At 39.4% G+C, this 26,010-nt stretch carries 25 protein-coding genes and 1 tRNA gene; 13 read left to right on the top strand and 13 right to left on the bottom strand.

The annotated features are described in order from the left end of the window. Positions 1–71 precede the first annotated feature (71 nt). Positions 72–581, bottom strand: coding sequence for a hypothetical protein (locus HLH14_RS06900; protein WP_067724251.1), 510 nt, complete (start codon positions 579–581; stop codon positions 72–74). A gap of 353 nt (positions 582–934) precedes the next feature. On the opposite strand from HLH14_RS06900, the gene HLH14_RS06895 reads away from it, so the two are divergent. The 3 genes from HLH14_RS06895 to HLH14_RS06885 all read left to right on the top strand — a co-directional run bounded on the left by HLH14_RS06895 (position 935) and on the right by HLH14_RS06885 (position 2,460). Beyond that, entirely contained in the window at positions 935–1,666 is a 732-nt protein-coding gene (locus HLH14_RS06895; RefSeq protein ID WP_067724252.1) for a hypothetical protein, read from the top strand. A 209-nt stretch (positions 1,667–1,875) separates the two neighbouring features. Beyond that, positions 1,876–1,961 (top strand) — tRNA-Leu (locus HLH14_RS06890). A 106-nt stretch (positions 1,962–2,067) separates the two neighbouring features. Then, positions 2,068–2,460, top strand: coding sequence for a hypothetical protein (locus HLH14_RS06885; protein WP_067724237.1), 393 nt, complete (start codon positions 2,068–2,070; stop codon positions 2,458–2,460). Positions 2,461–2,488: 28 nt separating this feature from the next. On the opposite strand, the gene HLH14_RS06880 is transcribed toward HLH14_RS06885, so the two are convergent. Then, on the bottom strand, positions 2,489–2,803 hold the full coding sequence (locus HLH14_RS06880) for a DUF5713 family protein (protein WP_067724238.1): 315 nt from the start codon (positions 2,801–2,803) through the stop codon (positions 2,489–2,491). A gap of 440 nt (positions 2,804–3,243) precedes the next feature. Here HLH14_RS06880 and HLH14_RS06875 point away from each other — a divergent pair, with 440 nt between their 5' ends. Continuing rightward, entirely contained in the window at positions 3,244–3,798 is a 555-nt protein-coding gene (locus tag HLH14_RS06875) for a hypothetical protein (protein WP_067724239.1), read from the top strand. Between the two features lie 48 nt (positions 3,799–3,846). Here the strand turns inward: HLH14_RS06875 and folP are convergent, their stop codons facing one another. The 3 genes from folP to rlmE all read right to left on the bottom strand — a co-directional run bounded on the left by folP (position 3,847) and on the right by rlmE (position 7,514). After that, positions 3,847–4,704 carry a dihydropteroate synthase gene (gene folP, locus HLH14_RS06870; RefSeq protein ID WP_067724240.1) on the bottom strand — a complete coding sequence of 286 codons (858 nt, stop codon included), beginning with the start codon at positions 4,702–4,704 and terminating at the stop codon, positions 3,847–3,849. Between the two features lie 138 nt (positions 4,705–4,842). Next, positions 4,843–6,732 carry an ATP-dependent zinc metalloprotease FtsH gene (ftsH, locus tag HLH14_RS06865; protein WP_067724241.1) on the bottom strand — a complete coding sequence of 630 codons (1,890 nt, stop codon included), beginning with the start codon at positions 6,730–6,732 and terminating at the stop codon, positions 4,843–4,845. A 131-nt stretch (positions 6,733–6,863) separates the two neighbouring features. Further along, positions 6,864–7,514: a 23S rRNA (uridine(2552)-2'-O)-methyltransferase RlmE gene (gene rlmE, locus HLH14_RS06860; RefSeq protein ID WP_067724242.1), complete on the bottom strand. Its 651-nt coding sequence runs from the start codon at positions 7,512–7,514 to the stop codon at positions 6,864–6,866. A gap of 195 nt (positions 7,515–7,709) precedes the next feature. Between rlmE and yhbY the strand changes: the two genes are divergently transcribed. Together yhbY and HLH14_RS06850 are read left to right on the top strand one after the other, a co-directional pair. Further along, positions 7,710–8,033 carry a ribosome assembly RNA-binding protein YhbY gene (gene yhbY / locus HLH14_RS06855; RefSeq protein WP_067724243.1) on the top strand — a complete coding sequence of 108 codons (324 nt, stop codon included), beginning with the start codon at positions 7,710–7,712 and terminating at the stop codon, positions 8,031–8,033. 5 nt (positions 8,034–8,038) lie between these two features. Beyond that, the gene (locus HLH14_RS06850; RefSeq protein WP_067724244.1) at positions 8,039–8,578 is read left to right on the top strand and encodes a DOMON-like domain-containing protein; all 540 of its coding nucleotides are present in this window, start codon (positions 8,039–8,041) and stop codon (positions 8,576–8,578) included. A 133-nt stretch (positions 8,579–8,711) separates the two neighbouring features. Here the strand turns inward: HLH14_RS06850 and HLH14_RS06845 are convergent, their stop codons facing one another. Further along, a complete protein-coding gene (locus tag HLH14_RS06845) occupies positions 8,712–9,185 on the bottom strand; it encodes a hypothetical protein (protein ID WP_067724245.1) in 474 nt (157 codons plus the stop codon). 310 nt (positions 9,186–9,495) lie between these two features. Between HLH14_RS06845 and carA the strand changes: the two genes are divergently transcribed. The 4 genes from carA (at position 9,496) to HLH14_RS06825 (ending at position 15,401) form a co-directional block, all read left to right on the top strand. Further along, positions 9,496–10,635 carry a glutamine-hydrolyzing carbamoyl-phosphate synthase small subunit gene (gene carA, locus HLH14_RS06840; RefSeq protein WP_171532798.1) on the top strand — a complete coding sequence of 380 codons (1,140 nt, stop codon included), beginning with the start codon at positions 9,496–9,498 and terminating at the stop codon, positions 10,633–10,635. 14 nt (positions 10,636–10,649) lie between these two features. Continuing rightward, positions 10,650–13,880 (top strand): carbamoyl-phosphate synthase large subunit, encoded by a 3,231-nt coding sequence (gene carB, locus HLH14_RS06835; protein ID WP_067724247.1) that lies wholly within the window; start codon positions 10,650–10,652, stop codon positions 13,878–13,880. Between the two features lie 91 nt (positions 13,881–13,971). After that, the gene (gene greA / locus HLH14_RS06830; RefSeq protein WP_067724248.1) at positions 13,972–14,448 is read left to right on the top strand and encodes a transcription elongation factor GreA; all 477 of its coding nucleotides are present in this window, start codon (positions 13,972–13,974) and stop codon (positions 14,446–14,448) included. Positions 14,449–14,777: 329 nt separating this feature from the next. Then, positions 14,778–15,401 (top strand): CatB-related O-acetyltransferase, encoded by a 624-nt coding sequence (locus HLH14_RS06825; protein ID WP_067723792.1) that lies wholly within the window; start codon positions 14,778–14,780, stop codon positions 15,399–15,401. A gap of 19 nt (positions 15,402–15,420) precedes the next feature. On the opposite strand, the gene HLH14_RS15950 is transcribed toward HLH14_RS06825, so the two are convergent. After that, a complete protein-coding gene (locus tag HLH14_RS15950; protein WP_228139722.1) occupies positions 15,421–16,257 on the bottom strand; it encodes a hypothetical protein in 837 nt (278 codons plus the stop codon). A gap of 616 nt (positions 16,258–16,873) precedes the next feature. Here HLH14_RS15950 and HLH14_RS06815 point away from each other — a divergent pair. Continuing rightward, positions 16,874–17,314 (top strand): universal stress protein, encoded by a 441-nt coding sequence (locus tag HLH14_RS06815; protein ID WP_067723791.1) that lies wholly within the window; start codon positions 16,874–16,876, stop codon positions 17,312–17,314. A 72-nt stretch (positions 17,315–17,386) separates the two neighbouring features. On the opposite strand, the gene HLH14_RS06810 is transcribed toward HLH14_RS06815, so the two are convergent. Continuing rightward, complete coding sequence (locus HLH14_RS06810) at positions 17,387–17,722, bottom strand: MGMT family protein (RefSeq protein WP_067723790.1); 336 nt, start codon at positions 17,720–17,722, stop codon at positions 17,387–17,389. A gap of 82 nt (positions 17,723–17,804) precedes the next feature. Continuing rightward, positions 17,805–19,304, bottom strand: coding sequence for a cation:proton antiporter (locus HLH14_RS06805; RefSeq protein ID WP_171532797.1), 1,500 nt, complete (start codon positions 19,302–19,304; stop codon positions 17,805–17,807). Between the two features lie 235 nt (positions 19,305–19,539). Between HLH14_RS06805 and HLH14_RS06800 the strand changes: the two genes are divergently transcribed. Beyond that, positions 19,540–20,097 (top strand): hypothetical protein, encoded by a 558-nt coding sequence (locus HLH14_RS06800; RefSeq protein ID WP_067723788.1) that lies wholly within the window; start codon positions 19,540–19,542, stop codon positions 20,095–20,097. Between the two features lie 65 nt (positions 20,098–20,162). Here HLH14_RS06800 and ypfJ read toward each other — a convergent pair whose 3' ends face one another. Both ypfJ and HLH14_RS06790 read right to left on the bottom strand, forming a co-directional pair. Then, positions 20,163–21,068: a KPN_02809 family neutral zinc metallopeptidase gene (ypfJ, locus tag HLH14_RS06795; RefSeq protein WP_067723787.1), complete on the bottom strand. Its 906-nt coding sequence runs from the start codon at positions 21,066–21,068 to the stop codon at positions 20,163–20,165. Between the two features lie 51 nt (positions 21,069–21,119). After that, on the bottom strand, positions 21,120–22,046 hold the full coding sequence (locus HLH14_RS06790; RefSeq protein ID WP_067723786.1) for a DUF808 domain-containing protein: 927 nt from the start codon (positions 22,044–22,046) through the stop codon (positions 21,120–21,122). Positions 22,047–22,242: 196 nt separating this feature from the next. Here HLH14_RS06790 and trpS point away from each other — a divergent pair, with 196 nt between their 5' ends. Next, positions 22,243–23,256: a tryptophan--tRNA ligase gene (gene trpS, locus HLH14_RS06785; RefSeq protein WP_067723785.1), complete on the top strand. Its 1,014-nt coding sequence runs from the start codon at positions 22,243–22,245 to the stop codon at positions 23,254–23,256. Positions 23,257–23,632: 376 nt separating this feature from the next. On the opposite strand, the gene lysS is transcribed toward trpS, so the two are convergent. Both lysS and HLH14_RS06775 read right to left on the bottom strand, forming a co-directional pair. Further along, on the bottom strand, positions 23,633–25,159 hold the full coding sequence (gene lysS, locus HLH14_RS06780; RefSeq protein ID WP_067723784.1) for a lysine--tRNA ligase: 1,527 nt from the start codon (positions 25,157–25,159) through the stop codon (positions 23,633–23,635). A gap of 125 nt (positions 25,160–25,284) precedes the next feature. Beyond that, entirely contained in the window at positions 25,285–25,722 is a 438-nt protein-coding gene (locus HLH14_RS06775; protein WP_067723783.1) for an SRPBCC family protein, read from the bottom strand. Positions 25,723–26,010 lie beyond the last annotated feature (288 nt).

Raw genomic sequence — 26,010 nt, 5'->3', positions numbered from 1 at the left:
CAAATGTAATATAAAAAAGCACCATTCAACAGGTGCTTTTTTTCATTTCAATGAAGCGCATTCAATGAAGATTATTTAAAGTTTTCAATCAAGTTCTCAATCACGAGAGCATAGTGAATACCAATATCTTCTTCTAAAATTTTGTATGCATTATCAAACTGAACCATTGGCCAGCCTTCTTTCCAGAAGGGGAAAATATTGTGTAGATCGCGCGTTACAATTGCGTCTTCACGCAGAATTGCTTGCGCAACTTGTGATAAAACTTGAGCTGTTTCAGCACCATCGATAGCCATGTAATCAATACCACGTACTTTCAAAATACGAATACGATCTTTTTTATATTTAATTTTTTTAGCTTGGCCGGCATTTAATCCTAATGCCAAAGTCACTGCTTCAACAAAGTTTTTTTCAAAAGTATCATGCAAAGCAACAATTGCCTGTTTATGTGCTTCTTGACGACCAGCTTTACCCCCATTAAGGATAATCTCTTTCGCTTCAGTATTTAGCACATCGTCTTTCATGGACTGTAAAATGTCTAAAATTTCGATATCGCTTAAAGATTCAGGAGATTGATCAGTCATAAACTGTCCTTGGACAAAAAATAATAAAGATCTATTTTCGCATAATTCATCATTTAATACAGGAATAAAATCTGCTTCAATACATTCTTCTTGCGCTACCGAGCTAAAAACAATAATTATAAATTGCACTATTGATATAGCGACACGAAAATATCTTGAGCGACTTAAAACTTATAATTTTATCAGTACACATCAATAGATCTATCTAAAAAGCTGAACTCAACTTAAATAGCCAAAAGTTAACAGGAAATACTTTTTGCTCTCCATTTATAAAAGATTAGGCTACTTTTTCTCTGTCATATTCTGTTAAATCATTTATATTACATTTACTTTTTATGCCCCCTTTAATTCTTATGATCAGCAATAAACAAACCGCCCTTTTCTTAAAACAAATGCGGGAGCAACACCCGACAGCGTTTAAAAGAAATTATTTGTTTTATAGCATGATCAAAACCAAGGGTATTTTAGATGAACTTAAAGAACTGATTCCATGGGTTCTTGCAGCGATGATTTTTATCTCACTTTCGATGAGTTTGGGCCATTTTATTTCGATTCAATTCCCCCAATTTGATACTTTTCGCTCGCATGGCATTGCTGTTTTAGCCATTATGTTGCTGTTTATGCTCTACATTCCATTCGTCATCAAGCAAATCAAACATAGTTCAACCTCGCTGTATCAACACCTGCGTCACACCCCGATTAAACTCGCTGTGCTGATTGTGCTTCAAACCATTAATATTGCTTATATTGAAAGTACTTTTTTAGAAATTATTCTGTTTTTCTTTGCCTTAAGTTTTGGTTTTGTACGCTTTTATAAGGAAAATATGTTCCGTGAAGGCACTCAAAATGAGCAATATTTTTATCTACAAGAAACACGTCGAATATGCTTTTGGTCATATAAACAAATTTTAAAAATTAAATTTAAAATTTTATTGAGTGCAAAAAATTCAAAGGCGCGTCATGCCCTTCAACGACAAGAAAAAAAGTTTATCGAGCTACATATTCAGCTGATTCGTTATGAAAATGAATTGTGTAAAGCCCATAAACATGTTGATGTCGAAACCTATTTAGATAGCTTGATGTAAATATCAAAAGCTGTGTTTCCTAATCTAGATTTCGTTTAGAAAATGATTATTCTTTGCTGTCCTCAATCAAGGGGAAAATAATGATGATCTCGAAAAATCGTAAAAATGAATTATTTTATAGCCATAAATACATGAATTGATTGAAAAGAAAGCAAACACACCGAAAGATACTTGCCAATATTTATTTCGTCCTCTATTATTGCGCACATGCCCGAGTGGTGAAATCGGTAGACACAGGGGATTTAAAATCCCCCGCCCACAAAGCGTGCCAGTTCGAGTCTGGCCTCGGGCACCATTTTAATACTTCTTAAAATGGTGCAATAAAAGATCCAGCAATAAGCTGGTTTTTTTATGCCTAAATTATTAAAATACAATCAAACCAATAAAAAGAAATAATAAAAATGAACCTAAATAACTTACAACGCATGCTGTATCCCAGCCTGCTTATATTGTTCACCTCATGCTTTGCTTATGCAGCAGAGCCAGAAGTTAAAGCACCGACTCAGGTCATTTATTCTTTATTTTCTGGAACGATTACCCAGGATAAAGATCAGCTTATCTTACATCACTGCACTTTAGCCAAAGATCCGTACTTGCTGGAGTTTAATCATACACAAGATGAAAAACGGATTCGCACACTCCTGCAACAAGATCCAAATTTTTGGCTTAACTTAAGAGCAAGCGCTTACCTAAACAATGAAAAACGCTACTTAAGTGTGGATGGGATAGCAGAGATCCATCCCAAAGAAAGTTGTCATCTTTCCAAACTGTTGTCTGATTTAAATAAATCTTAGAATATCAAACTATCCAATAGAGAGTGACTTACCACTCTCTATTGGATACCAATTCTTCCATTTCAATATCCATATAACCTTGATCTTGTACCACCATCATCATGGCTTCAGCAATATAATCAGCTGCAGTATCATCTAAGGATGAATCTAGATCTTCAAACTGTGGTTTCATCTTATTAATCAAAACAACGGTTTCGGCAGCAAAACGATAAATTTCCACTTCAGACAAATCAGACTTTGCTACTTTCTTCGCAAACTGTTTAATAGTCTGCTTAACTTCAGCCACCAGAATATCGGGATAATATTCGTCATCAAACATCGGGAGAAGTAAATCTTCAAACATACAAAACTCAAAAAAGACACGCATTAAAGCGAGCCTGTATAACACAAAGCAACAAAATTACCAAACCAAAGCACAAAAAAAGAGAGAGGATTTTACCCACACTCTATTTTATTCAAACTTCTTGCATGCAATTAAGCTTGGCTCATTACCTGCCACACTTTAATTGTATCGCTCATCGCTTTTCTAAAATATTAACCTGCCCTACCTAAACCTAAAATGGATTATTTTCATATTTGCTCTTACTCTCTGTAGTTAAGGCCTACTAAAAGATAATTAGACCTGCAACCTCTCTCACCATACAAAGTAAACAACTAATTTATTTAAATTTTTTAAGTTCATGTAGGGGTTTGGTTGAGTTTTCGATACATTCGATAGCATTACTATGATTTAAATAAAAGTTACTTTATAAAATAAAAACATAATTTTTATAGGGAAATGTTATGAAAGCCATTTTAGTTACATTTCTTGGAATAACATTAACAGCATGCTCTACAACACCAACGCACGATACTCAAAAAAATATTATTTCTGAACCCGAAGTAATAGCGGCACAGCAAGCTTGGTGTAAATCATTACTTGATATCAGTTCAACCTACGATAAAAGCGGAAAACAAGCAGCAAATGATCTCGCAAGCAAAGTGATTGATACAGCATATTTTTATCAGGATGGCCCTGTTTTATTTAAACCCACATTAACAACCAATCCACAAACATTCAGAACTACAAAAGAAGGTGCTTTGTCTTATTTCGTGGGAGGAAATCCAAATTTTCCGAGTGACAAAGGGTTTGCACTCAGTGGGTGGAAAAATTGCGAAATCGATAATGCAGCTATAAATATATCGGGTAACAGTGCGACCACTTTAGGGAAAGTTCACTTCACCAATAAGAATGGTGAAGTGACGACTGTAGATAAAACCTGGAAATTTGTAAAAGATAATGCAGGTAAATTACGAATTGTTGTTCACCATTCTTCGCTTGAGAACAAAGGAAAATAATCAGCTCTTAAAGCAAAAAGCTCGATACCTTATCGAGCTTTTTCTTATTTATACAGCTAGATTATTCATTGCATTCCAAACTTTAATTGCATCCGACATCGCTTTGACATCGTGTGCACGTACCATTGAAGCGCCCTGTTGAATACTGAATAAATGAGCAGCAACAGAACCAACGGCACGATTTTGTGCATCAGCCCCACCCAGTGCCTCGCCAATAAAACGCTTCCGAGAAAGTGCAGATAAAATGGGATAGCCCATATCATTTAATTTATAAAATTCATTTAATAATTTTAAATTTTGCTGTGCATTTTTAGCAAAACCAAAACCAGGATCAATCATGATATTTTCAGGTTTTACTCCAGCCTGAATTGCATCATCGACACGCTGCTGTAGCTCTTTAATCACCTCTGTCGTTACATCATCATATTGATCTAAATTATTCATGGTCGTTGGTTCGCCACGCATATGCATGATTATGACAGGTATATTCAGTTCAGCCGCAGTTTCAAGTGCCTGCGGACGTGTTAATGCGCGAACATCATTCCAGATATGTGCACCCGCTTGGACTGCTGCCTTCATCACTTCTGGTTGTGAAGTATCAATTGAAATAATCACATCATGCTTTGATAATTCTTCTACTACAGGCACTACACGGCGTATTTCTTCATCCACTTCTACCGCAGATGCCCCTGGACGTGTGGATTCACCACCTACATCAATCACAGTCGCTCCATCAGCCATCATTTGCAGTGCATAGGTTATGGCTTGGTCTTTTGCATTATGCTTTCCACCATCACTAAAAGAGTCTGGAGTGACATTCAATATACCCATGACATGCGGTTGAGATAAATCCAGACTTAGTCGTCCACATTGTAATACTCGTTTTGGTAATGGCATCAACCGCATAACAACTCTCCTTAAATATCTAACTTATAGTGTATCAAGAGTTGCTTTTATTCTTACTGAAATCTTTTCAAACTCTAAACTTTCAAGCATAAAAAAGAGCCTCAATTGAGACTCTTTTTTCACACCAAACCTAAACGATTAGCTTGCAGGTAATGGTGGAGGTGTTGCTGGACCATCAGTAGGTGTTACATCAATCACTGGATTTTCAGCAATATACACCTTAGGTGGTTGAGGTTCACGACCTTCCATGATGTCACGGATTTGGTCACGATCAATAGTTTCCCATTCCATCAACGCTTTCACCATCGCATGAGCAACATCTTTCTTACTTTCCAATATATCGCGTGCAATTTTATACTGTTCATCTAGAATTCGACGAATTTCACGATCTACTTCTAGTTGCGTAGTTTCAGAAATACTGCGACTACCAATACTGCCCATGAAAGATTGCTGTGCATCCTCTTCATAGACCATTACGCCCATTTTGTCAGACATGCCGTATTTGGTTACCATTGCACGTGCCATTTTGGTTGCACGTTCAAAGTCGTTTGATGCGCCTGTAGACATTTGATTAATGAATACTTCTTCAGCAATACGACCACCAAACAAAATTGAAATTTCATTCAACATTTTGTCTTTATAATGGCTAGTTTGGTCAAACTCAGGTAACTGCCAAGTTACACCCAAAGCCCAACCACGCGGCATAATCGTTACTTTATGCACAGGGTCTGTACCTGGTAAACTTTCAGCAACAATCGCATGACCTGCTTCATGGTAAGCCGTTGCTCGACGCTCTTCATCACGCAGCACCATCGATTTACGTTCAGGCCCCATATACAACTTATCTTTTGCATCTTCGAAGTCATGCATATCGACTGTGTTCTTGTTACGACGTGCAGCAAAAAGTGCCGCTTCGTTTACAAGATTCGCCAATTGTGCACCTGAGAAGCCAGGCGTACCACGTGCAAGAACTTTTACATCTACACCTGTGACTGAAGGCAATTTTTTCATGTGAACATTCAGAATTTGTTCACGACCTTTAATGTCAGGAAGACCCACCATCACTTGACGGTCAAAACGACCCGGACGAAGTAAGGCTTTATCCAGTACATCTGCACGGTTGGTTGCAGCGATAACGATAATACCTTCGTTACCTTCAAAACCATCCATTTCTACCAGCATCTGGTTCAGTGTTTGTTCACGCTCATCGTGACCACCACCAGTACCTGAACCACGGTGACGACCAACTGCATCAATCTCATCAATAAAGATGATACATGGTGCATGGCGTTTTGCTTGTTCAAACATGTCACGGACACGAGACGCACCCACACCCACGAACATTTCAACGAAGTCAGAACCAGAAATACTGAAGAACGGAACTTTTGCTTCACCCGCAATGGCTTTCGCAATTAAAGTTTTACCCGTACCTGGAGGACCGACCATTAGAACACCACGAGGAATACTTGCACCGAGACGTTTAAATTTGGTTGGATCTTTCAGGAAATCAACAATTTCTACAACTTCTTGTTTAGCTTCATCACAACCAGCAACATCGGAAAAAGTGACTTTAATTTGGTCTTCAGAAAGCATTTTTGCTTTTGACTTACCAAAACTCATTGGGCCACTTTTACCACCTGCACCACCACCCATGTTTCGCATAAAGAACATGAATAACAAAATGATCAAAAGTACAGGGAAGCTGGCAATAAGAAGTTGCATCAACAAGCCTTGACGCGCAGGAGCAGTACCCTCTACGACAACACCATGTTTAATGAGGCTTGGCATAAGTTCAGGGTCTTGAATCGCAGGACGAATACTCTCAAACTCTGAACCGTTTGTTTTTTCACCACGAATTCTTTCACCATCAATTGTGACTTGCTTAATTTGACCAGCATTCACCGCTGAAACAAACTCTGAATAATTCATTGCAGTCGGTTGATTGCGGTCACTGATGTTGCTGAAAATCAGAATCAGCACACCCAGTATAACCAGCCACAATACGGCATTCTTGAAGAGATCGCTCAAAGCTTTATTCCCATATCAATCTAATTTGATCATGCCCAAAACGGGTGACCTTAATTTAAGCTGAAGATCAGCTTTGCAATATTTTAAAAATGTACAAAATGCACAATTTTTAACGTCTTGGCAAGTAAACTTTATTTAGAAGCCTTCTTGCGCCCTTGTCCGATCAAAAATACTTCTTTAGAACGGGCACGTGAAGCAGCAGGTTTTGCTGTCTTTAATACATCAAAGCTATCTACGACTTGTTTACGGAATTCATCAAATCCTGTTCCTTGGAAAACCTTGACTACAAACTGCCCTTTAGGTCCTAAAACCTTGGTGGCGAAATCTAAAGCAAGTTCACACAAGTAAATTTGACGCGGTTGATCTACAGCCTTGTTACCTGATGTATTGGGGGCCATATCTGAAATTACAACGTCTACGGTCCGTCCGTTTAAAAGATTTAACAATTTTTCGAAAACTTCTTCTTCTCGAAAGTCACCTTGTAAAAAGGTGACATCAGGCAATGCATCCATTTCCAAGATATCTGAAGCAATCAGCAAACCTTTATCGCCGACCAATTTTCCAGCAATTTGCGACCAGCTTCCTGGGGCAGCACCCAGATCGACCACGGTCATGCCTGGCTTAATAATTTTATATTTTTCTTGCATTTCAAGAAGCTTATAAGCAGCACGCGCACGATAGCCTTCCTTCTGTGCTTTTTTCACAAACGGATCGTCTAAGTGCTCGCGCATCCAATCTCGACTGCTTTTTGATAACTTTTGGTTGGTAATGCGTGTCGCCATAACTCTCTAAATAATAAAAAACTTCTAATTCATGATTGTACGTGAAAAACACAGACCTTGCAGTATACATCTGTATCTAAATCTGATCTTTGGTATGTTTTTTTCAATAATCGAAATTGATTTTTTCAACAGAATATAAAGCGTTTAAACCCGACATTTGCTATACTAAGCCGTTTTTAAAATTAGGTTATCTTTATGGCGGCTTTATCAATTCAGGAACGCAAGCGTTTGCGTCAAATCGGACATGCACTTAACCCAGTGGTTATGCTTGGCGGTCAAGGTTTGACTGAAAATGTCATCGAAGAAACAAACCGTGCTTTAAATGATCATGAACTGATTAAAGTTAAAATTGCCGGTGAAGATCGCGAAGCACGTGTTGCTGCAATTAACGAAATTGCTCAAGTAACTGGCGCTGAAATTGTACAAACGATTGGTAAAATTGTATTGCTTTATAAAAAAGCGGCAAAACAAAATCCAAAACTTTCGAATCTTGTACGCCACGCACATTTGTCTAACTAAGCTGTATGGCCAGTTACGAACTTAACGCTTTTGATCGTCGCTTTCAATCTATCTCTTTAGTTGGCGCGATTGAACAACAAGGCTCATATAGTATAAATGTGGGCTATTGGTTACGTGATCCAAATCAATTCATGCAATGGCCTGACTTGGTGCAAGGTAATCCACGTCAAGATTTCTTATGGGAAAATACCTGTTATGAAATTTTTATTGGCGTTCACGGTGAAGATTTTTATCGAGAAATCAACCTCTCCCCTTCACAAGCTTGGCAGGCCTATCAATTTGAGGAATATCGTTATCCTGAAGATATGCCTCCACAAGCTGCAAATGACATTGAACTCAATCAATTAAAACGCACACATTACGGTTTGAATGTGAGCCTGGATTTGACCGAGTTTATGTTAAAGCACAAATTACAATGGTCGAATATGTTCTTGGGTTTAAGTGCTGTACTTAAAACATCACAAGGTGATCAACACTACGCGATGCAACACAGCAGTCCTCATGCAGACTTTCACAATAAACGTGATTGGCTACATCAGTTCTAAAACGTAGCACTGATATTCGACAAATAAAAAAGTGAGGCATACGACCTCACTTTTTTATGCTCTCAATCCTTAGATTGAGGAAATATTGCATATTTCCTGCCCCCTAATCTGGCATTTATGCCTGAAATATAAATCAGCTTTTTACAGGTGGTTTTTCCTCAGCTTTCTCTGACACTTTTTTCCAGACATCTAAAGTATGTTCTTTTGAACGCTTGAAGGTTTCAGTTAAATGATCTTTATGCTTAACAGAAATTTGACTGACATCGTCTTTCAACTCTTTACCCAGTTTTGATAAATCATCAATCACAGCATTGAATTCAGATTTCACAAACTCCTTTAATTCAGCTAAATCTTTTTGTGAAAAATTCAGTTGTTTCTTAATGGTGTCAATGCGCTGAAGAATATCCTGTTTCAGATTTTGCACTTGATCGTGTACATTTTCCTGTAGTTCTTTCGCTTCAGCCTTAACAGTTTCAGCCGATTCATGAACCGCTTCTGTTACTTTTTGCTGTGCCTCTTTAGACGCTTGTTCCAACTTTTCAGCACCCTCAGCGACCACCTCTTTTAAGGCAGGTTTAGCTTTAACTTGTTTTTGTTCTGTAGTCATGGCCTTGTTCCTAGAGTTATTACATGAGAGATACAGACTAGTCGATTCGATAAAATTTAAGTTTTGATTTGTCTGACAATTATCATTTGCTTACATTTTACATACACTGTCTCAAAAACAGACTTCCGTTCAAAACACAAGGTATTTATCTTACATATTCGGAATAAATAGCATGGACTTCAACAGGTCGACTGCGTATAATGCCGTGTTAAGTTCAAGCGAGCAGACATAGGAGGGTTGGTTAAAAAAATAGCCTTCCTTTTTTTTCGTCTTCTCGCTTTTTTACAGCCTAAATTTCAGGAGCTTTGGTTTGAGCACTCCCGCCATTTTAGCCCTCGCAGATGGAACGATCTTTAAAGGTACGTCTATCGGTGCATCGGGTAGTACGACTGGTGAAGTCGTTTTTAATACAGCAATGACTGGCTATCAAGAAATTTTGACTGACCCGAGTTATGCACAACAACTTGTGACTTTGACTTACCCGCATATTGGTAATACAGGTTGTAATGATGAAGACGCTGAGTCAGGTCGAATTCATAAAGTATGGGCAAACGGTTTAATTATCCGTGACCTTCCTTTATTGCATAGCAATTTCCGTGCGAATCAATCTTTGGGTGAATACCTTCAACAACACAATGTTGTTGCGATTGCCGATATTGACACCCGTAAATTGACACGAATTTTACGTGCGAAAGGTGCGCAAAATGGTTGCATCCTAGCGGGTGACAACATTACAGAAGAAGAGGCTTTAGAAAAAGCACGTGCCTTTGGCGGTCTGAACGGTTTAGACCTTGCGAAAGAATGTTGCGACCCAGAAGGTTTTGAATGGACCGAAGGTTCATGGACACTTGGTCAAGGCTTCTCTCAACCTGAACTTAAATTCCATGTTGTGGCATATGATTACGGTGTCAAAACCAACATCTTACGTATGCTGACTGATCGCGGATGCAAACTAACTGTAGTTCCAGCTCAAACGCCTGCAGAAAAAGTTCTCGCATTAAATCCGGACGGTGTGTTCCTGTCGAACGGTCCTGGCGATCCAGCTGCATGTGATTATGCAATTGAAGCTGTAAAAACCATTGTTGAAACAACAAACTTACCTGTATTTGGTATCTGTTTAGGTCACCAAATCCTCGCGCTTGCTTCTGGCGCTAAAACTGTGAAAATGCCTCACGGTCACCACGGTGCAAACCATCCTGTACAAAATATTGAAGATGGTACAGTGATGATTACTTCTCAGAATCATGGCTTTGCAGTGGAAATTGATACCTTACCTGCAAACCTGAAAGCGACGCACATCTCATTGTTCGACCAAACCCTTCAGGGTATGCATCGCACGGATAAACCAGCGTTCAGCTTCCAGGGTCATCCTGAAGCGAGTCCTGGTCCACATGACTGTGCCCCTTTGTTCGATCATTTCATCGAACTTATCGAAGCATCTAAGAAGTAATTAAGGAAGCGATCATGGCTAAACGTACAGACATTAAAAGCATCTTAATTATTGGTGCGGGTCCGATTGTGATCGGTCAAGCATGTGAGTTTGACTACTCAGGTGCGCAAGCATGTAAAGCCCTTCGTGAAGAAGGCTACCGTGTTATTTTGGTGAACTCTAACCCAGCGACCATTATGACCGACCCGTCAATGGCTGATGCAACGTATATCGAACCGATTACTTGGCAGACTGTTGCACAAATCATCGAGAAAGAGCGTCCAGATGCTGTCCTGCCGACTATGGGTGGTCAAACAGCGTTGAACTGTGCGCTTGCACTTGATGAACACGGCATTTTAGAAAAATTCAATGTTGAATTGATCGGTGCGAGTAAAGATGCCATTGAAATGGCTGAAGACCGTAAACTGTTTGATGACGCAATGCGTCGTATTGGTCTTGAATGTCCACGTGCTGCTGTTGCAAGCACCATGGAAGAAGCATTTGAGATTCAGGCAAAACTCGGCTTCCCTTCTATTATTCGTCCATCATTCACCATGGGTGGTTCAGGCGGTGGTATTGCTTACAACCGTGATGAATTCATTGAAATCTGTGAACGTGGTTTCGACCTATCACCAACTCACCAACTGCTAATCGATGAATCATTGATTGGTTGGAAAGAGTACGAGATGGAAGTTGTTCGTGACAAAAACGACAACTGTATCATCGTGTGTGCGATCGAAAACTTCGACCCTATGGGTGTTCACACAGGTGACTCAATCACTGTTGCCCCTGCACAAACATTGACAGACAAAGAATACCAAATCATGCGTAATGCATCGATTGCGGTTCTACGTGAAATTGGTGTGGAAACAGGCGGTTCGAACGTTCAATTCGGTATTAATCCGAAAGACGGTCGTATGGTTGTGATCGAGATGAACCCGCGTGTATCACGTTCATCTGCACTTGCATCTAAAGCAACTGGTTTCCCAATTGCACGTATTGCAGCGAAATTGGCTGTAGGTTATACCCTTGATGAATTGAAAAATGACATCACTGGCGGTGCAACTCCTGCATCATTTGAACCTGCAATTGACTACGTGGTAACTAAGATTCCTCGTTTTAACTTCGAGAAATTCCCACAAGCTGAAGCAATTCTAACTACACAGATGAAATCTGTGGGTGAAGTAATGGCGATTGGCCGTAACTTCCAAGAATCTTTGCAAAAAGCGCTTCGGGGTCTTGAAGTGGGCGTATGTGGTTTTGACGAAAAACTCGAAGTCGGTGCTGATGGCGCACGCGAGAAAATTCTTCAAGAACTTAAAGTACCTGGTCCAGAACGTATTTGGTTCATCGGTGATGCTTTCCGTCATGGTTTCACTTTAGACGAAGTGTTTGCTGCGACCAACATCGACAAATGGTTCTTGATCCAAATCGAAGACATCATCAAAACTGAAAACCAAATCAAAACTTTAGGTTTTGGTGATTTGAATGCGGACAATATCCGTTCATTCAAACGCAAAGGTTTATCAGATCTTCGCATTGCAGATTTGATGGGTATTTCACAGAAACAATTCCGTAAACACCGTTGGAACTTGGGTGTGACCCCTGTTTACAAACGTGTAGATACCTGTGCTGCAGAGTTCGAATCTGATACTGCTTACATGTACTCAACTTACGATGAAGAATGTGAAGCGAGTCCATCGAATCGCGATAAGATCATGGTGATTGGTGGCGGTCCAAACCGTATTGGTCAAGGGATCGAGTTCGATTACTGCTGTGTACACGCGGCACTTGCTATGCGTGAAGACGGTTATGAAACCATTATGGTGAACTGTAACCCTGAAACGGTTTCTACGGATTACGACACATCAGATCGTTTGTACTTCGAACCAATTACACTTGAAGATGTACTTGAAATCGTGCGTATCGAGAAGCCTAAAGGCATTATCGTGCAATACGGTGGTCAGACTCCACTTAAATTGGCTCGCGCTTTAGAAGAAGCCGGTGCACCAATTATCGGTACATCTCCAGATGCGATTGACCGTGCAGAAGACCGTGAACGTTTCCAGCAAATGATTCAACGCCTGCAACTTCGCCAACCAAGCAACAGCATTGTAAAATCTGCTGAAGAAGGTATGGCTGAAGCATCTAAAGTGGGCTACCCGCTTGTGGTTCGTCCTTCATACGTGCTTGGTGGTCGTGCGATGGAAATCGTCTATAACGACGACGAATTGAAACGCTACTTACGTGATGCAGTTCAAGCCTCTAACGAAGCGCCTGTATTGCTTGACCACTTCCTTGATGATGCAACCGAAGTCGATGTTGACTGTGTATCTGACGGTAAAGATGTGGTGATTGGCGGTATCATGCAGCACATTGAACAAGCCGGTATTCACTCTGGTGACTCAGCATGTTCAATTCCTCCTTACTCTCTATCTCAAGAGATTCAGGACGAAATGCGTCGTCAAACTGTTGCCATGGCGAAAGAGCTTGGCGTAATTGGTTTGATGAACGTACAGTTTGCGGTTAAAGGCAACGACGTTTACATTCTGGAAGTGAATCCACGTGCATCACGTACCGTGCCTTTCGTTTCAAAATGTATCGGTGAGTCTTTGGCGAAAGTGGCTGCACGTTGTATGGCGGGTCAGTCTTTGGTATCTCAAGGATTTACTAAAGAAATTATCCCGACTCACTTCGCTGTTAAAGAAGCTGTGTTCCCATTTGCGAAATTCCCTGGCGTTGACCCAATTCTTGGACCTGAGATGAAATCTACGGGTGAAGTGATGGGTGTGGGTACAACTTTTGGTGAAGCATTCTATAAAGCTGTGTTAGGCTCGAATGATCGCTTGCCAGGTAAACCAACCGAAGGTGAAGTGAAACACGCATTCTTGTCTGTACGTGAGTCAGATAAACCGCATGTTGCACGCATTGCGCAACAACTTGTTGATTACGGTTTCAAACTGGTAGCAACAAGTGGTACGCATAAAGTGATTACTGAAGCGGGTATTGCATGTGAACGTGTGAATAAGGTAACCGAAGGTCGCCCTCATATCGTAGATCGCTTGAAAAATGGCGAGATTCACCTCATTATCAATACATCTGAAGGTAAACAAGCTCAGCAGGATTCGTTCTCAATCCGTCGCTCTGCGCTTCAAGGTAAAGTGTATTACACCACAACCTTGAATGGTGCTGATGCTGTATGCCAAGCCTTAGCAATTAAATTGCCAATGGATGTATACCGCTTGCAAGATTTAACAGTAGGTTAATAAATTACCGATAAGTCCCGTCATCTTATTGGTGACGGGATTTTTTTTATTTATAAACCCTTAATTTTTATACTCACTTAGAGGGACAACAATGAAACGTTATCCTATGACTCCCGAAGGCAAAATCGCCCTAGAGAAAGAATTACATCAGTTAAAAAGTATTGATCGTCCACGTATTATTGCGGCAATTGCTGAAGCGCGTGAACATGGGGATTTAAAAGAAAACGCGGAATACCATGCTGCTCGCGAGCAACAAGGTTTCTGTGAAGGCCGTATCCAAGACATCGAGGGTAGACTCGGTGCAATGCAAGTGATTGATGTTAAAACACTTGAACAAAACGGTCGTGTCGTTTTTGGTGTAACAGTAACGATTGAAAACCTGGACACTGAAGAACAAAAGACCTATCAAATTGTAGGCGATGATGAAGCAGACTTTAAGATCAACAAGATCTCTGTGAACTCTCCTATCGCTCGTGGTCTTTTGGGTAAAAGCGAAGGCGACGAAGTGAAAATCGTAACACCTCAAGGCGAAGTGGAATACGAAATTGTAAAGGTTGAATATCTTTAATTTTAAAGATTGAATACTTTTAAAGCCCCTCTATTGAGGGGTTTTTTATTGCCTACTTTTCCATCTCCTTCCAGGAGAGGGTCAGGGAGAGGTTACTTTTTAAATCCCCCTCATCCTAACCTTCTCCCAAAGGGAGAAGGAACTTTCATTACACATTAAACATTGTGCATTAACTTAAAACTTTCCCGGAATATTCCCTCTCCTTTTTAAGGGAGATGATTTTCAGAATCCCCCTAAATCCCCCTTTTTCAAAGGGGGACTTTTACTCTTAACAATGAAAGGCTTTCATAAGCTATAATCCCTCAACCTCCTACGCCACACATTTCTCTATGGATAATCTGATCAATTCCCCTGTCAAACACTGGTGTGAATTCGAATTCATTTCTAAAACGGTGAAAAATCCGAACATTCATATCAAGGGAAATTACTCTTACTATTCAGCATACTGGGATCAAGGTTTTGAGCGCTGTGTAGTCCGTTACTTACATGACAAACCTGCGACCGTAGAAAAACCGATTGACCAATTGCATATCGGCAATTTCGTCTGTTTTGGCGCAGAATGCGTAATTATGATGGGTGGCAACCAATTGCACCGTACTGACTGGATTTCAGCGTTTCCGTTCGATACACGCAGTTTTGTGCCTGCTGGAGACACAGTCATTGGCGATGGTTGCTGGATTGGCTCACGTGCCATGATTATGCAAGGTGTAACGCTTGGTGAAGGTGCGGTAGTTGCTACAGGTGCAGTAGTCACTAAAGACGTACCGCCTTATGCAGTTGTGGGTGGTGTACCGGCAAAAATTATTAAATATCGCTTCCCTGAAAAAGATATCCAAAAACTACTTTCGCTTAAAATCTATGATTTGGATGAAAAGCAGTTTTTAAAAATGCGTGAGCAGTTGCAGACGGATGATATTGGGGAGTTATCCGATTTTTTAGCTTTAGATTATTAGCTACTCATTCTTCTCTTTTTTAAACTGTATGGTTTAAAGCTTGGCTGTCACTAAGTATTTTTAGGTTTGGTTGTAAATAAACTTGCCCTGTTTCGTCATCAATGCTGGTAATTACATCACAAGCAATATAACTATCGTATTGCTTGCCATATATATCTTGGTATCTAATTCTAAAAGTTCTTGTTAAATCCCTAATGCCATCATTTAGTTCCTGAGCCATTTGACCATCAATATCAAATAATATAGTCAAGATTTCTGCGTGTTCTAATTTATATTGTGTTTTTTGAAGATAAGGTTGATCCTTACGATGTTTTATAAATAAATTTCTAGAAGTTCCCCCTATATTTTTAATATTCAACGTAAATTTGATAACTCTATCTTTATAATGATCAATTACATTTCCATCGTCATCACAAATAGGCTCATCATGAAGAAAGTTATCTGTTAATCTAAAACTATATTCAAAGTATGGTTGCACCTGAAAATGTTTCTGCTGAAGCTCCTCTTCATATACCTTCGCTAATCGTGACTGTTGCTCGACTGAAGCCTTCATTTCTTGCACCTGCAATTCTAAAGCCTCAGTTGTTTTCTTTAGCTCTATTGCTTGCATATTTAAAGCCTCAGAATTTTGTTCAAGACCCTTACCCTGTTGATAAAAACCTCTAACCAACCAAAAGAAAGCCAAGGGTGCAAAAGCACCTGCAATAAAATCACCAAACTCATTTAAATCTTTAGGTAAAAAACCATTGTGAATTTTAAAATAAATAAAAATAAGCCACGCAAAAGTTATTGCCCATGAAAGACAACTACCTAGATTTTTTTTAAACCATCTACCCACTTCATCATATTTAGGCATTTTTATTAAAATTCATTTATTTACATTTCAATTAGTATAATCACATTCATTATTTTAAGCATAAAAAAGCCCACTCAATCGGAGTGGGCTTTCTCAGAATATGGTGGCTAAGATGAGACTTGAACCTGTGACCCGAGCATTATGAATACTACGCTCTAATCAACAGAGCTACACTTTGAGTAATTAACATAATTGCTAAGTTGAGTACTCAGACATTTTCGATTCCGCGATTCTTACCGCTATGCTTTTTCAAAACTGTCACACTGCCAATTCAATTGCTTTATTTCAGTCATTTCTAATTCATTATTAATAAGTTACTACACTTATGATATGACAATTTTCAAAGGTAGTTTGCCTATATTTTTACATATAATTTCAAATTAAAAATCTGCTTACAATTTCATCATACTTTAGTTTTAAACCCTCTAATTTCCCAACCAATCCATGTTAGATTAATTTATAAAATCTTTTTGGGAAGTAAAATATCCCTATGAAATTACTAGGTTTTGTTTTATCGGAAATACAACTAGCATCAAGTTTTAACCTGTTTTAATACACAATAAATCATAATGCTAAAAGCATCTATTTAAGTAATGATTATAAGGAGAAATTCCCCATGGCTTATCACAATATTCTTGTTCCAGTGGACGGTTCAGAAACTGCATATGCAGCGGTAGCAAAAGCGGTTGAGTTTGCTAAAGCATTTGGCAGTAAAGTTACAGTGGTTCAAGTTTTATCACTCGACCCCTATATCGCAGCGGAATATATCTCTGCCAATCAAACAAATGATTTAATCGAACGTGCCCGTACGGCAATTATTGAATCGCTGGATGCCGCAAAAGCAAAATTTCATGAACAAGGAGTTGAAGTAGAAACCAAACTCCTGGAAGGACAAGTGGTTCATCGTGAAATTGTCAAAGCAGCAGAAGATAGTCATGCAGACCTGATTATCATTGGTTCTCATGGTCGTACCGGCTTCAAAAAACTATTCCTCGGCAGTGTCGCACAAAGCTTACTGGGTGAATCACATATTCCTGTACTGATTGTTCGTGAATAATCATTAGCGTGGCCTTTCCCATCTTTTTCTAAAGGTGGGAAATTACTAACTCCAAAGCATTTATTGCTATTATCAATCATTTATCCATTGATATTGTTTTAAATTAATTTTATCTCCAATCACCATCACGCCTTCTTCTAATAATTTTAAGCGTTGAATATTGTCACCACGATCATCCACTTTACTTAGGCTAATTTTTCCTTGCGAATTTATTACTCTATGCCAAGGAATTTCTGCATCAGCATCCAAATGCTTTAAAACATAACCCACTAAACGCGCATGTTTCGGCAACCCTGCCATCTTTGCGATTTGTCCGTACGAAGCCACTTTCCCATAAGGAATAAGAGCAACCACCTGCAAGATTTGACGGGCTAGTTCATCACTAGAAACACTTGAATGTTGTGGCATAAATTATTCTTAAATCACCCAATTTGAACTTTCGAGCATAAAAAAAGCCCTTTAAAAGACTTCTTTTATCAGGGTGTTACGATTAGAAATTATCTGGACTTTCCAAGCGCTTCACAACCTGTACCTTTTCCGGATTATGCATAACAGCAACACCATCTTCAGCTTTCTCATCAATTAAGGCATCCGGGTTATAAACCGTAATGGTTTCATTACCATTGGCATCCTCACCGACAATATACTGGAAACCTTTCCGGTTCATTTTATGACACATGCGTTGATACCAACCTTTAAAACCCGTCGTCTCTTCATTCGGGTTGTAATAGAACGCATTCATTACCGCGGGCAAACCCAGCCCACAGACTAAACCGGAAAGTAATACCGCAATAAAGGTATAACCAATTAAGATACTACTATATTCACTCAGTTCAGGAACGTTGGCAACCGCCAGGATCAAGGCAAGTGAGATCCCTCCGCGCACCCCGCCCCACGATAAAATAGCCAAACTACCGTTATAGCTTTTGTTGCGAAAATTGGGGAAAAAGGCAAATGACAAATAGTTTGCAGCAAAGCGCGAAGCATGCAGAATAAAGAACGCGACGATACCTCCCAGAATCAAACTGATGCTTAAATCTAGAATAAAAAGTTCCAGACCAATCAGTGTAAACAGGAATGAATTGATAATTCCTTCAACAGTATGCCAAAAATGGTTTACTTCACGAATTTCTCGTTCTTGTAAAATTTCTTTCCATTTATTTCCCACAACCAAGCCACCAATGACACAGGCAATCGGTGCAGACGCATGCGCAAATAAGGCAACTAGATATGAACCACATGCCAACAATGCTGTGGTTAAGATTAAAGATTCCATTTCGTGTTTACCACGAAGCAGTCTTAAAATCCCCAGACCAAACCCCCAACCAATGATGACCGCAACAACAATCTCATAGAGTAAGGTTTCTAAAGTACCAATAATGGTAAAGTGTTCACCCTGTAATACATTCAGCAAGGTCATGAACACGGCGATACACATGGCATCATTAAACAGTGACTCGCCTTCGAGTTTCACAATTAGATGATGGGGTGCACGTACCGAACTTAAAACAGCTTTCACCCCAATCGGGTCCGTTGCACCAAGCGCAGCACCTAACAGTAATAGCACTAGTAAATCGACATGATTGCCAATCAGGAATTGATATCCATATAAAGTCACCCCGAAAAAGACCGCACAAAGTACCAGAGCAATACTCGCCAAGATACTAATGGGCTTCCAGTGGCTTTTTAAATCGGATACTTTAAATTTCAAAGCGGAAGATGTCAGGATAAAACAGATTACCCCATTAATTAAAAAGTCATAAAAATCAATATGACGAACCGCTTCTTCAATATTGTGAATATTAATTGTTATAAACTGATTACCATTGAGTAAACTTGCGCCCCACTGTAAAATAAAGACAAAGATCGCCGAGACAATCGGTACACCAATGGCTTGCGGGAAACCCAAGATACGTTTATTAAAAATTGTCGTGGCAATAGAAAGTGCGAAAATAACAGTAAAGACTTGAAGAAAAAAGAAATTTCCCATTAAAGTTCCAATTTTAGCGATGCATTGGAATAAAGCGAATTCATCCAACTATTTCCAAGTAAAATATTTTATTAGCTAACATTTATTAACTGAATCAGTTTAACGATTTTTTGTAGAGCAAACAAAATAGTTAAGTTTTTTTACATATTTTTAGCAATGATTTAACATAGACAAGCATCTGAGCATTTAGTGTAGCAACACTTTCTTCAATCTCCACATTAAGTTGAATTTATTCATGCATCAAACAGTTAAAACAATATTTCGACTTTTTTTTGCAGTTGTAATTTTTCTCATTACATTGGCTTTATTTTTCAGTGCCTATTCAAAAAGCAAAGAAATTTTACAAGCAGATCAGCAATTCCAGCAAGCAAAACACATCTCACTCAAATCGACCGATCAAGAACAACTGGTTTTAGTGTCCAATAATAAGCGACCGGATCAAGCCATTTTTATTTTGATTGCCCAGAATGGTTATATTGCTAAATTAAACTGCGAGCATTATCTGCAAGATATTTGCACAGATGAATATAATCAGCTACATACCAGACAAATCCAGCAGCTCGATTTGTTAAAAGTAGGTCAGCAGCATTATATTGAAAATATCCGTTATCAAGATAGTCGCACTCAAAAGCAGCAACAATGGTCTTATTCTACCCAACAAATTCAGCAGTTTTATCAGGCGGATATTGCCAGGTTAAAATATATTGTTTTTAGTATTGTTCTGTTTGCACTTGCGGCACTTTACGTCTCTATTCGAATTATCCGCAACTTTAAAAAGTTTTTAACTCGCTAAAAAAACCCAATATAAAAGAGGATTTAAAATCCTCTTTTATATTTATGCTTGAATGAGCATTTAAATTAAATCGCCTGATTAAAAGTATCGCAATCATTGATCTGACCGGATTTCAAACCTGTTTGAAACCATTTCATGCGCTGTTGACTACTCCCATGGGTAAAGCTGTCTGGAACCACCTGTCCTGTAGAGCGTTTCTGCAAATAGTCATCACCAATTTTATGAGCAGCGTCCATCGCTTCTTCAATATCACCTTGTTCCAAGAATTGGGTACGTTGCTGATTATGATGCGCCCAAATTCCGGCAAAACAGTCCGCTTGTAATTCCTGACGTACAGAGAGTTGATTGCCTTGTACTGCACTGGATTGAGCACGTGCTTTTTGCACTTGATCTGAAATGCCTAACAGCGTTTGCAGATGATGTCCCACTTCGTGCGCAACCACATAGGCTTGAGCAAAATCGCCTGCCTGATCTTGGCGTGAGAGTTCAGTGGTGTTTTGCTCACCGGAAATACCCATTTGCTGACGCATATCTTTAAAGAAGGCAGTATCGATATAAACTTTCTGATCTGTTGGACAATAAAAAGGACCCATCGCAGATTGTGCAGTACCACAGCCTGAATTCACCACGCCACTGAACATCACCAGTTTAGGTGCGACATACTGCGCGTCTAATTGCTGCTGGAATACTTGAGTCCAGGTATCTTCTGTATCAGCCAAAACCGTGCCGACAAAATCCATGGCTTCTTGCTGTTCGGGAGTGGGATTATCCAGACCTCTGGTTTCAGCCGGTTGTGATTGGGATGTCACCTGTTTGGTTGCCTGATAGGCTTGTTGAGGATCAACGCCAAAAAACTTCCAGGCCACAAATGCAACCACAAGCCCTAAAATACTAATACCACCTGCTTTAGCTCCGGCTCCACCGCGGCGGTCTTCCACATTTGAACTTACACGACGTCCTTTCCAGCGCATAGTGATATTCCTTATAGTTGGCTTTTAGCTTATTTTAGCGAGCTTTTGTGATTATGCCTGTTTTGATTTCGGCCAAAACTTTTGAATGGTTGTAATCACTAATAAAACCAATAAGCCCGCAACAAAACCAATGCCAAGATTGATTAAAGTTGGAGTAAGTGCACCGATAATATTTCCAATGGTTGGAATGTGTTGTACTTGATCGACTGAATCTTCAGTTAAATGATGAAACCACGGAATGGTATGGGTAATAATACCGCCACCGACCAAGAACATAGCAATGGTTCCGACAATGGTCAGGGTTTTCATCAGTTTTGGTGCAAAAGCCAGTAAACCACGTCCAATGCTTTGCTTGAAACTCGATGCCTGTTCCGTTAAGTACAATCCCAGATCATCAATTTTGACAATCATGGCAACAAAACCATACACACCCACCGTCATTAAAATTGCAATGGTTGAAAGCACCATAACTTTAGTACCAAAAGCAGCAGTCGCCACTGTACCCAATGAAATCACCACAATTTCAGCAGACAAAATAAAGTCGGTACGAATCGCACCTTTGACTTTTTCTTTCTCGAACTTTGCCAAATCGGTTTCAATGGCATTGAATTCTGCTTCAGCAGCTTCTTTGGTGGTGGCTTTTTTATGCTGCAAACTGTGCAGCACTTTTTCCACGCCTTCATAACATAGAAACAAACCGCCAATCATCAACAAAGGATTGATCAGCCACGGTGCGACCACACTAATCAGCAAGGCTAGAGGAACAAGAATCAGTTTATTAACAAAAGAACCTTTGGCAACGCCCCAAACCACAGGAAGTTCACGTTCAGAACGCACACCACTGACTTGTTGAGCATTGAGTGCTAGATCATCTCCCAATACCCCTGCTGTTTTTTTGGCTGCCATTTTACTCATGACAGCAACGTCGTCTAAAACAGTCGCAATATCATCTAATAATATTAATAAGCTACTCGCCATTCTTGTTTTCCTTAAAGTTTCTATCTTGCATTTTAAAGATAAATATTTAAAAAAACTGTATCAACTTCATTAAATTGTTCTTATTTTTTCTATGTTGTGTTTTCATTGTGCCTGACATTCAAAAACATTATGCCGTACAATAAGGCCATTCATCAGCATATACGTGTAGTGCTAACTACTTTGGAATAGAGAGATAATGAGTAATCAAGACAATCGTCCTGTTATTTTGACTGGCGACCGCCCAACCGGACAACTTCATTTAGGTCATTTTGTTGGTTCTTTACGTTCACGTGTAGGACTACAAGATTCTCACCATCAACATCTCCTCCTTGCCGATGCTCAAGCCTTAACTGATAACGCCGATAACTTTGAAAAAGTACGTCGCAATATTATTGAAGTGGCAACTGACTATTTAGCCGTGGGTATTGATCCAACCAAAACAACCATATGTGTTCAATCATGCTTACCGGCTTTGAATGAACTGACCATGTTGTATTTAAACTTTGTGACTGTGTCACGCTTAGAGCGCAACCCAACCATTAAATCTGAAATTCAGATGCGTGGTTTCGAACGTGATATTCCGGCAGGTTTCCTTTGCTACCCTGTAGCACAAGCAGCTGACATCACCGCTTTTAAAGCAACGGTTGTCCCTGTGGGTGAAGACCAGATTCCAATGATTGAACAAACCAACGAAATTGTACGTCGTTTGAATCGTCAAATTGGTCATGACTTACTTCCAGAATGCAAAGCATTACTTTCAAATGTCGGTCGTTTACCTGGTTTTGATGGTAAAGCCAAAATGTCGAAATCTTTGGGCAATACCATTGTGCTCGATGCTTCTGATAAAGACATCAAGAAAGCAGTCAATGCGATGTATACCGACCCGAACCATCTTCGTGTTGAAGATACAGGTCAGGTTGAAGGTAACGTAGTATTTACTTATCTAGATGCTTTCGATACCAATAAAGAAGAACTTGAAGAATTAAAAGCACATTATCGTCGTGGTGGTTTAGGTGACGGTACAGTGAAAAAACGTCTTGAAGGGATTTTAAAAGAATTGATTACGCCTATTCGCGAACGTCGTATGGAACTTCAAAAAGATCCTGATTACATCATGGATATTTTAAAGACCGGTACCGATAAATGTCGTGATATTACCCAGCAAACCCTGGATGAAGTTAAAGCAGGATTAGGTGTTTTTCACTTCTAAAAGCCCCTAAAACAGGAAAAGCCCTTTTTTAATAGAAGGGCTTTTTTATGCCAAAATAATGAGCAACAAATCACACTCACCAATCGTTATTAACCTGAATTTACACAACTTTACTCAAATCATCATGAAATGACTGACCATTCACTTTATTATACTTTTAGTGCTTAGACCTCATTAGAGTTCTAACATTCTCCTTAACCGAAACTGTGCAAACAGATTCGTTGTTCTACGCAGTGGTCACCCCAATCATTGCGTATTTTTTTGTCTAAAATTTCTATAATTGCAATGAATATCATCATACTGATTAAGATGAGCATTTATTCTGTCTTTAAAATAAAAAACCCGCTTTTAAGCGGGTTTTTTATTTCAACACAACTTAGTTTTTATGACGCATATGCGGGAATAAAATCACGTCACGAATACTTGCTGCATCAGCAAATAACATCACCAAGCGGTCAATACCAATACCTTCACCCGCTGTTGGAGGAAGACCATATTCAAGTGCTTCAATAAAGTCAGCATCGTAATGCATCGCTTCATCATCACCTGCATCTTTCTCGGCAACTTGCGCCTGGAAACGTTCAGCCTGGTCAATGGGGTCATTTAATTCCGAGAAACCATTCGCCAATTCACGACCACCAATAAAGAACTCAAAACGGTCTGTAATGTGTGAATTAGTGTCATTACGACGCGCCAACGGTGAAGTTTCCGCAGGGTATTCTGTAATGAAAGTAGGTTGACGAAGTTTAGTCTCAACTGTTTCTTCAAATACGATGGTTTGAAGTTTGCCTAGACCAAAACCAGGTTTTACTTTCTCTTTCAATTCTTCTTCAATAAATTTAGCCAAGAATTCACGATCAGCCACATTTTCTGGTGTGAATTGTGGGTTATGTTCAAGAATCGCATCAACCATTGAGATTTTTTTGAATGGACCTTTGAAGCTGAATACTTCACCTTGATAAGGCACATCTGTCGTACCCAAAATGTCGATCGCCAATTTTTCAAGCATATTTTCAGTCAAAGCCATCAAGTCTTTATAATCTGCATAGGCTTGGTAGAATTCGATCATGGTGAATTCGGGGTTATGACGAGTCGAAACACCTTCATTACGGAAGTTACGGTTAATTTCAAATACGCGTTCAAAACCACCCACAACCAAACGTTTTAAGTAAAGCTCAGGCGCAATACGTAAGAACAAAGGCATATCCAGCGCATTATGATGTGTTTCAAATGGACGCGCAGACGCACCACCCGGAATCACATGCATCATTGGAGTTTCAACTTCCATGAAGCGTTCATTGGCTAAATACTCACGCATACCCGCAACCACTTTGGCACGAATTTCAAAAGTTTTACGTGTTTCGTCATTCACCATCAAATCAAGATAGCGTTTACGATACTTCATTTCTGTATCGTTTAAACCATGAAATTTATCTGGAAGTGGACGAAGTGATTTGGTTAAAAGCTCGAAATGTTCTATATGAACATACAAATCGCCTTTACCCGAACGACCAATATAACCTTCAACGGCAATGATATCGCCAAGGTCTAAACCTTTAATGGTCGCCAGTACTTCTGGATCTAATTCTTTACGTGCAACATACAGTTGAATACGGCCAGTCATGTCTTGAATCACGATGAATGAACCACGGTTCAACATCACACGACCTGCAACTTTTACATAAACCTTTTCACCAGCTTCAATTTCTTCTTTAGACTTATCAGCAAATTGTTCTTGTAAGTCTTGAGCGTAATGTTCACGCTTAAATGTGTTCGGCCAAGGGCTGGTTCCCTTTTCCTTAGCGTGTTTTTCAATATGCTTTAACTTGGCATGACGCTGTGCAATTAAATCGTTTTCGGAAATTTGTGGTTCAGAAGTCGATTGAGCGTTATGTTGCGTCATCTCTGCCTCGAATATGTGTAAAAAACGGAAGTTGCATAGGATAGCAGATTTAGCAAAAATTTCGTATGACTTATTGCCAAACAAAAGCATTGATTTGCTAAACACCACTTTCTCTGATTTACATTTTAAGCTTCGGCTAATTGTTTGACAATCTCAAAGCCTCTTTTTAAGCCATTATTCATCAATTCCACATGTTGTTTAGACGTTTCCAGTTCTACGCCCAGCTTAGTTGATCCCTTTACATCTTCAAGCACATACTTTTCTAAAACACCACTCCACTTTTTCACGCTTTCACTGTCCAAATCTTCAATTCCATCTTCCAGCATCCCCAAGTGTTTAAAGGTCACAACTTTAAATTCTTCGAGTTCGGTAATGGTCGAAACCATGCCATCGCCATTGGCATCGAGAAAAACAGTTCGTCCATTCACTTGCCAATCGGAATGCATAGATGAACCCGGAGCAAAATATTGTGTCCATTCGGTATAAGTGTCTGGATCCCACAAAATCCGCCAAACCTTTTGTGGAGAGGCATTAATTAAAATTTCATAATTTAAAATTTCCATAGGCTCACCCAGCTCAGATTCATCTTATAAATACCAAGCTATCCAAATTTATTTTTGCGTGATACGCAGGTTTTGTTATCCATTGTCAGATTAACTGTCTTATTCTTTTATCTCTCTATTTTTAATCAATAATTTATTTTGTAAGTGGGTTTGTTGGGCTTAATTGAAATCATGTCTTAGACCAAAAGCTAACTTCCTTATTCCTCATAGTCACCTACAATAATTTGAGCAAAATGGTTGAAAAGGAAACTATTCAACTTTTCCATCTTTGTGAAAAAAAACAGTGTG

Source organism: Acinetobacter terrae (genome assembly GCF_013004375.1).
Taxonomy (GTDB): Bacteria; Pseudomonadota; Gammaproteobacteria; order Pseudomonadales; family Moraxellaceae; genus Acinetobacter; species Acinetobacter terrae.
The sequence above is the reverse complement of the archived record's forward strand: the minus strand, read 5'-3'. Positions and strand labels throughout refer to the sequence as shown.

Coding starts and splice junctions, on each gene's coding strand:
- HLH14_RS06900 (WP_067724251.1), bottom strand. CDS start 581: ATGACTGATCAATCTCCTGAATCTTTAAGCGATATCGAAATTTTAGAC.
- HLH14_RS06895 (WP_067724252.1), top strand. CDS start 935: ATGATCAGCAATAAACAAACCGCCCTTTTCTTAAAACAAATGCGGGAG.
- HLH14_RS06885 (WP_067724237.1), top strand. CDS start 2,068: ATGAACCTAAATAACTTACAACGCATGCTGTATCCCAGCCTGCTTATA.
- HLH14_RS06880 (WP_067724238.1), bottom strand. CDS start 2,803: ATGTTTGAAGATTTACTTCTCCCGATGTTTGATGACGAATATTATCCC.
- HLH14_RS06875 (WP_067724239.1), top strand. CDS start 3,244: ATGAAAGCCATTTTAGTTACATTTCTTGGAATAACATTAACAGCATGC.
- folP (WP_067724240.1), bottom strand. CDS start 4,704: ATGCGGTTGATGCCATTACCAAAACGAGTATTACAATGTGGACGACTA.
- rlmE (WP_067724242.1), bottom strand. CDS start 7,514: ATGGCGACACGCATTACCAACCAAAAGTTATCAAAAAGCAGTCGAGAT.
- yhbY (WP_067724243.1), top strand. CDS start 7,710: ATGGCGGCTTTATCAATTCAGGAACGCAAGCGTTTGCGTCAAATCGGA.
- HLH14_RS06850 (WP_067724244.1), top strand. CDS start 8,039: ATGGCCAGTTACGAACTTAACGCTTTTGATCGTCGCTTTCAATCTATC.
- HLH14_RS06845 (WP_067724245.1), bottom strand. CDS start 9,185: ATGACTACAGAACAAAAACAAGTTAAAGCTAAACCTGCCTTAAAAGAG.
- carB (WP_067724247.1), top strand. CDS start 10,650: ATGGCTAAACGTACAGACATTAAAAGCATCTTAATTATTGGTGCGGGT.
- greA (WP_067724248.1), top strand. CDS start 13,972: ATGAAACGTTATCCTATGACTCCCGAAGGCAAAATCGCCCTAGAGAAA.
- HLH14_RS06825 (WP_067723792.1), top strand. CDS start 14,778: ATGGATAATCTGATCAATTCCCCTGTCAAACACTGGTGTGAATTCGAA.
- HLH14_RS15950 (WP_228139722.1), bottom strand. CDS start 16,257: ATGCCTAAATATGATGAAGTGGGTAGATGGTTTAAAAAAAATCTAGGT.
- HLH14_RS06815 (WP_067723791.1), top strand. CDS start 16,874: ATGGCTTATCACAATATTCTTGTTCCAGTGGACGGTTCAGAAACTGCA.
- HLH14_RS06810 (WP_067723790.1), bottom strand. CDS start 17,722: ATGCCACAACATTCAAGTGTTTCTAGTGATGAACTAGCCCGTCAAATC.
- HLH14_RS06805 (WP_171532797.1), bottom strand. CDS start 19,304: ATGGGAAATTTCTTTTTTCTTCAAGTCTTTACTGTTATTTTCGCACTT.
- HLH14_RS06800 (WP_067723788.1), top strand. CDS start 19,540: ATGCATCAAACAGTTAAAACAATATTTCGACTTTTTTTTGCAGTTGTA.
- ypfJ (WP_067723787.1), bottom strand. CDS start 21,068: ATGCGCTGGAAAGGACGTCGTGTAAGTTCAAATGTGGAAGACCGCCGC.
- HLH14_RS06790 (WP_067723786.1), bottom strand. CDS start 22,046: ATGGCGAGTAGCTTATTAATATTATTAGATGATATTGCGACTGTTTTA.
- trpS (WP_067723785.1), top strand. CDS start 22,243: ATGAGTAATCAAGACAATCGTCCTGTTATTTTGACTGGCGACCGCCCA.
- lysS (WP_067723784.1), bottom strand. CDS start 25,159: ATGACGCAACATAACGCTCAATCGACTTCTGAACCACAAATTTCCGAA.
- HLH14_RS06775 (WP_067723783.1), bottom strand. CDS start 25,722: ATGGAAATTTTAAATTATGAAATTTTAATTAATGCCTCTCCACAAAAG.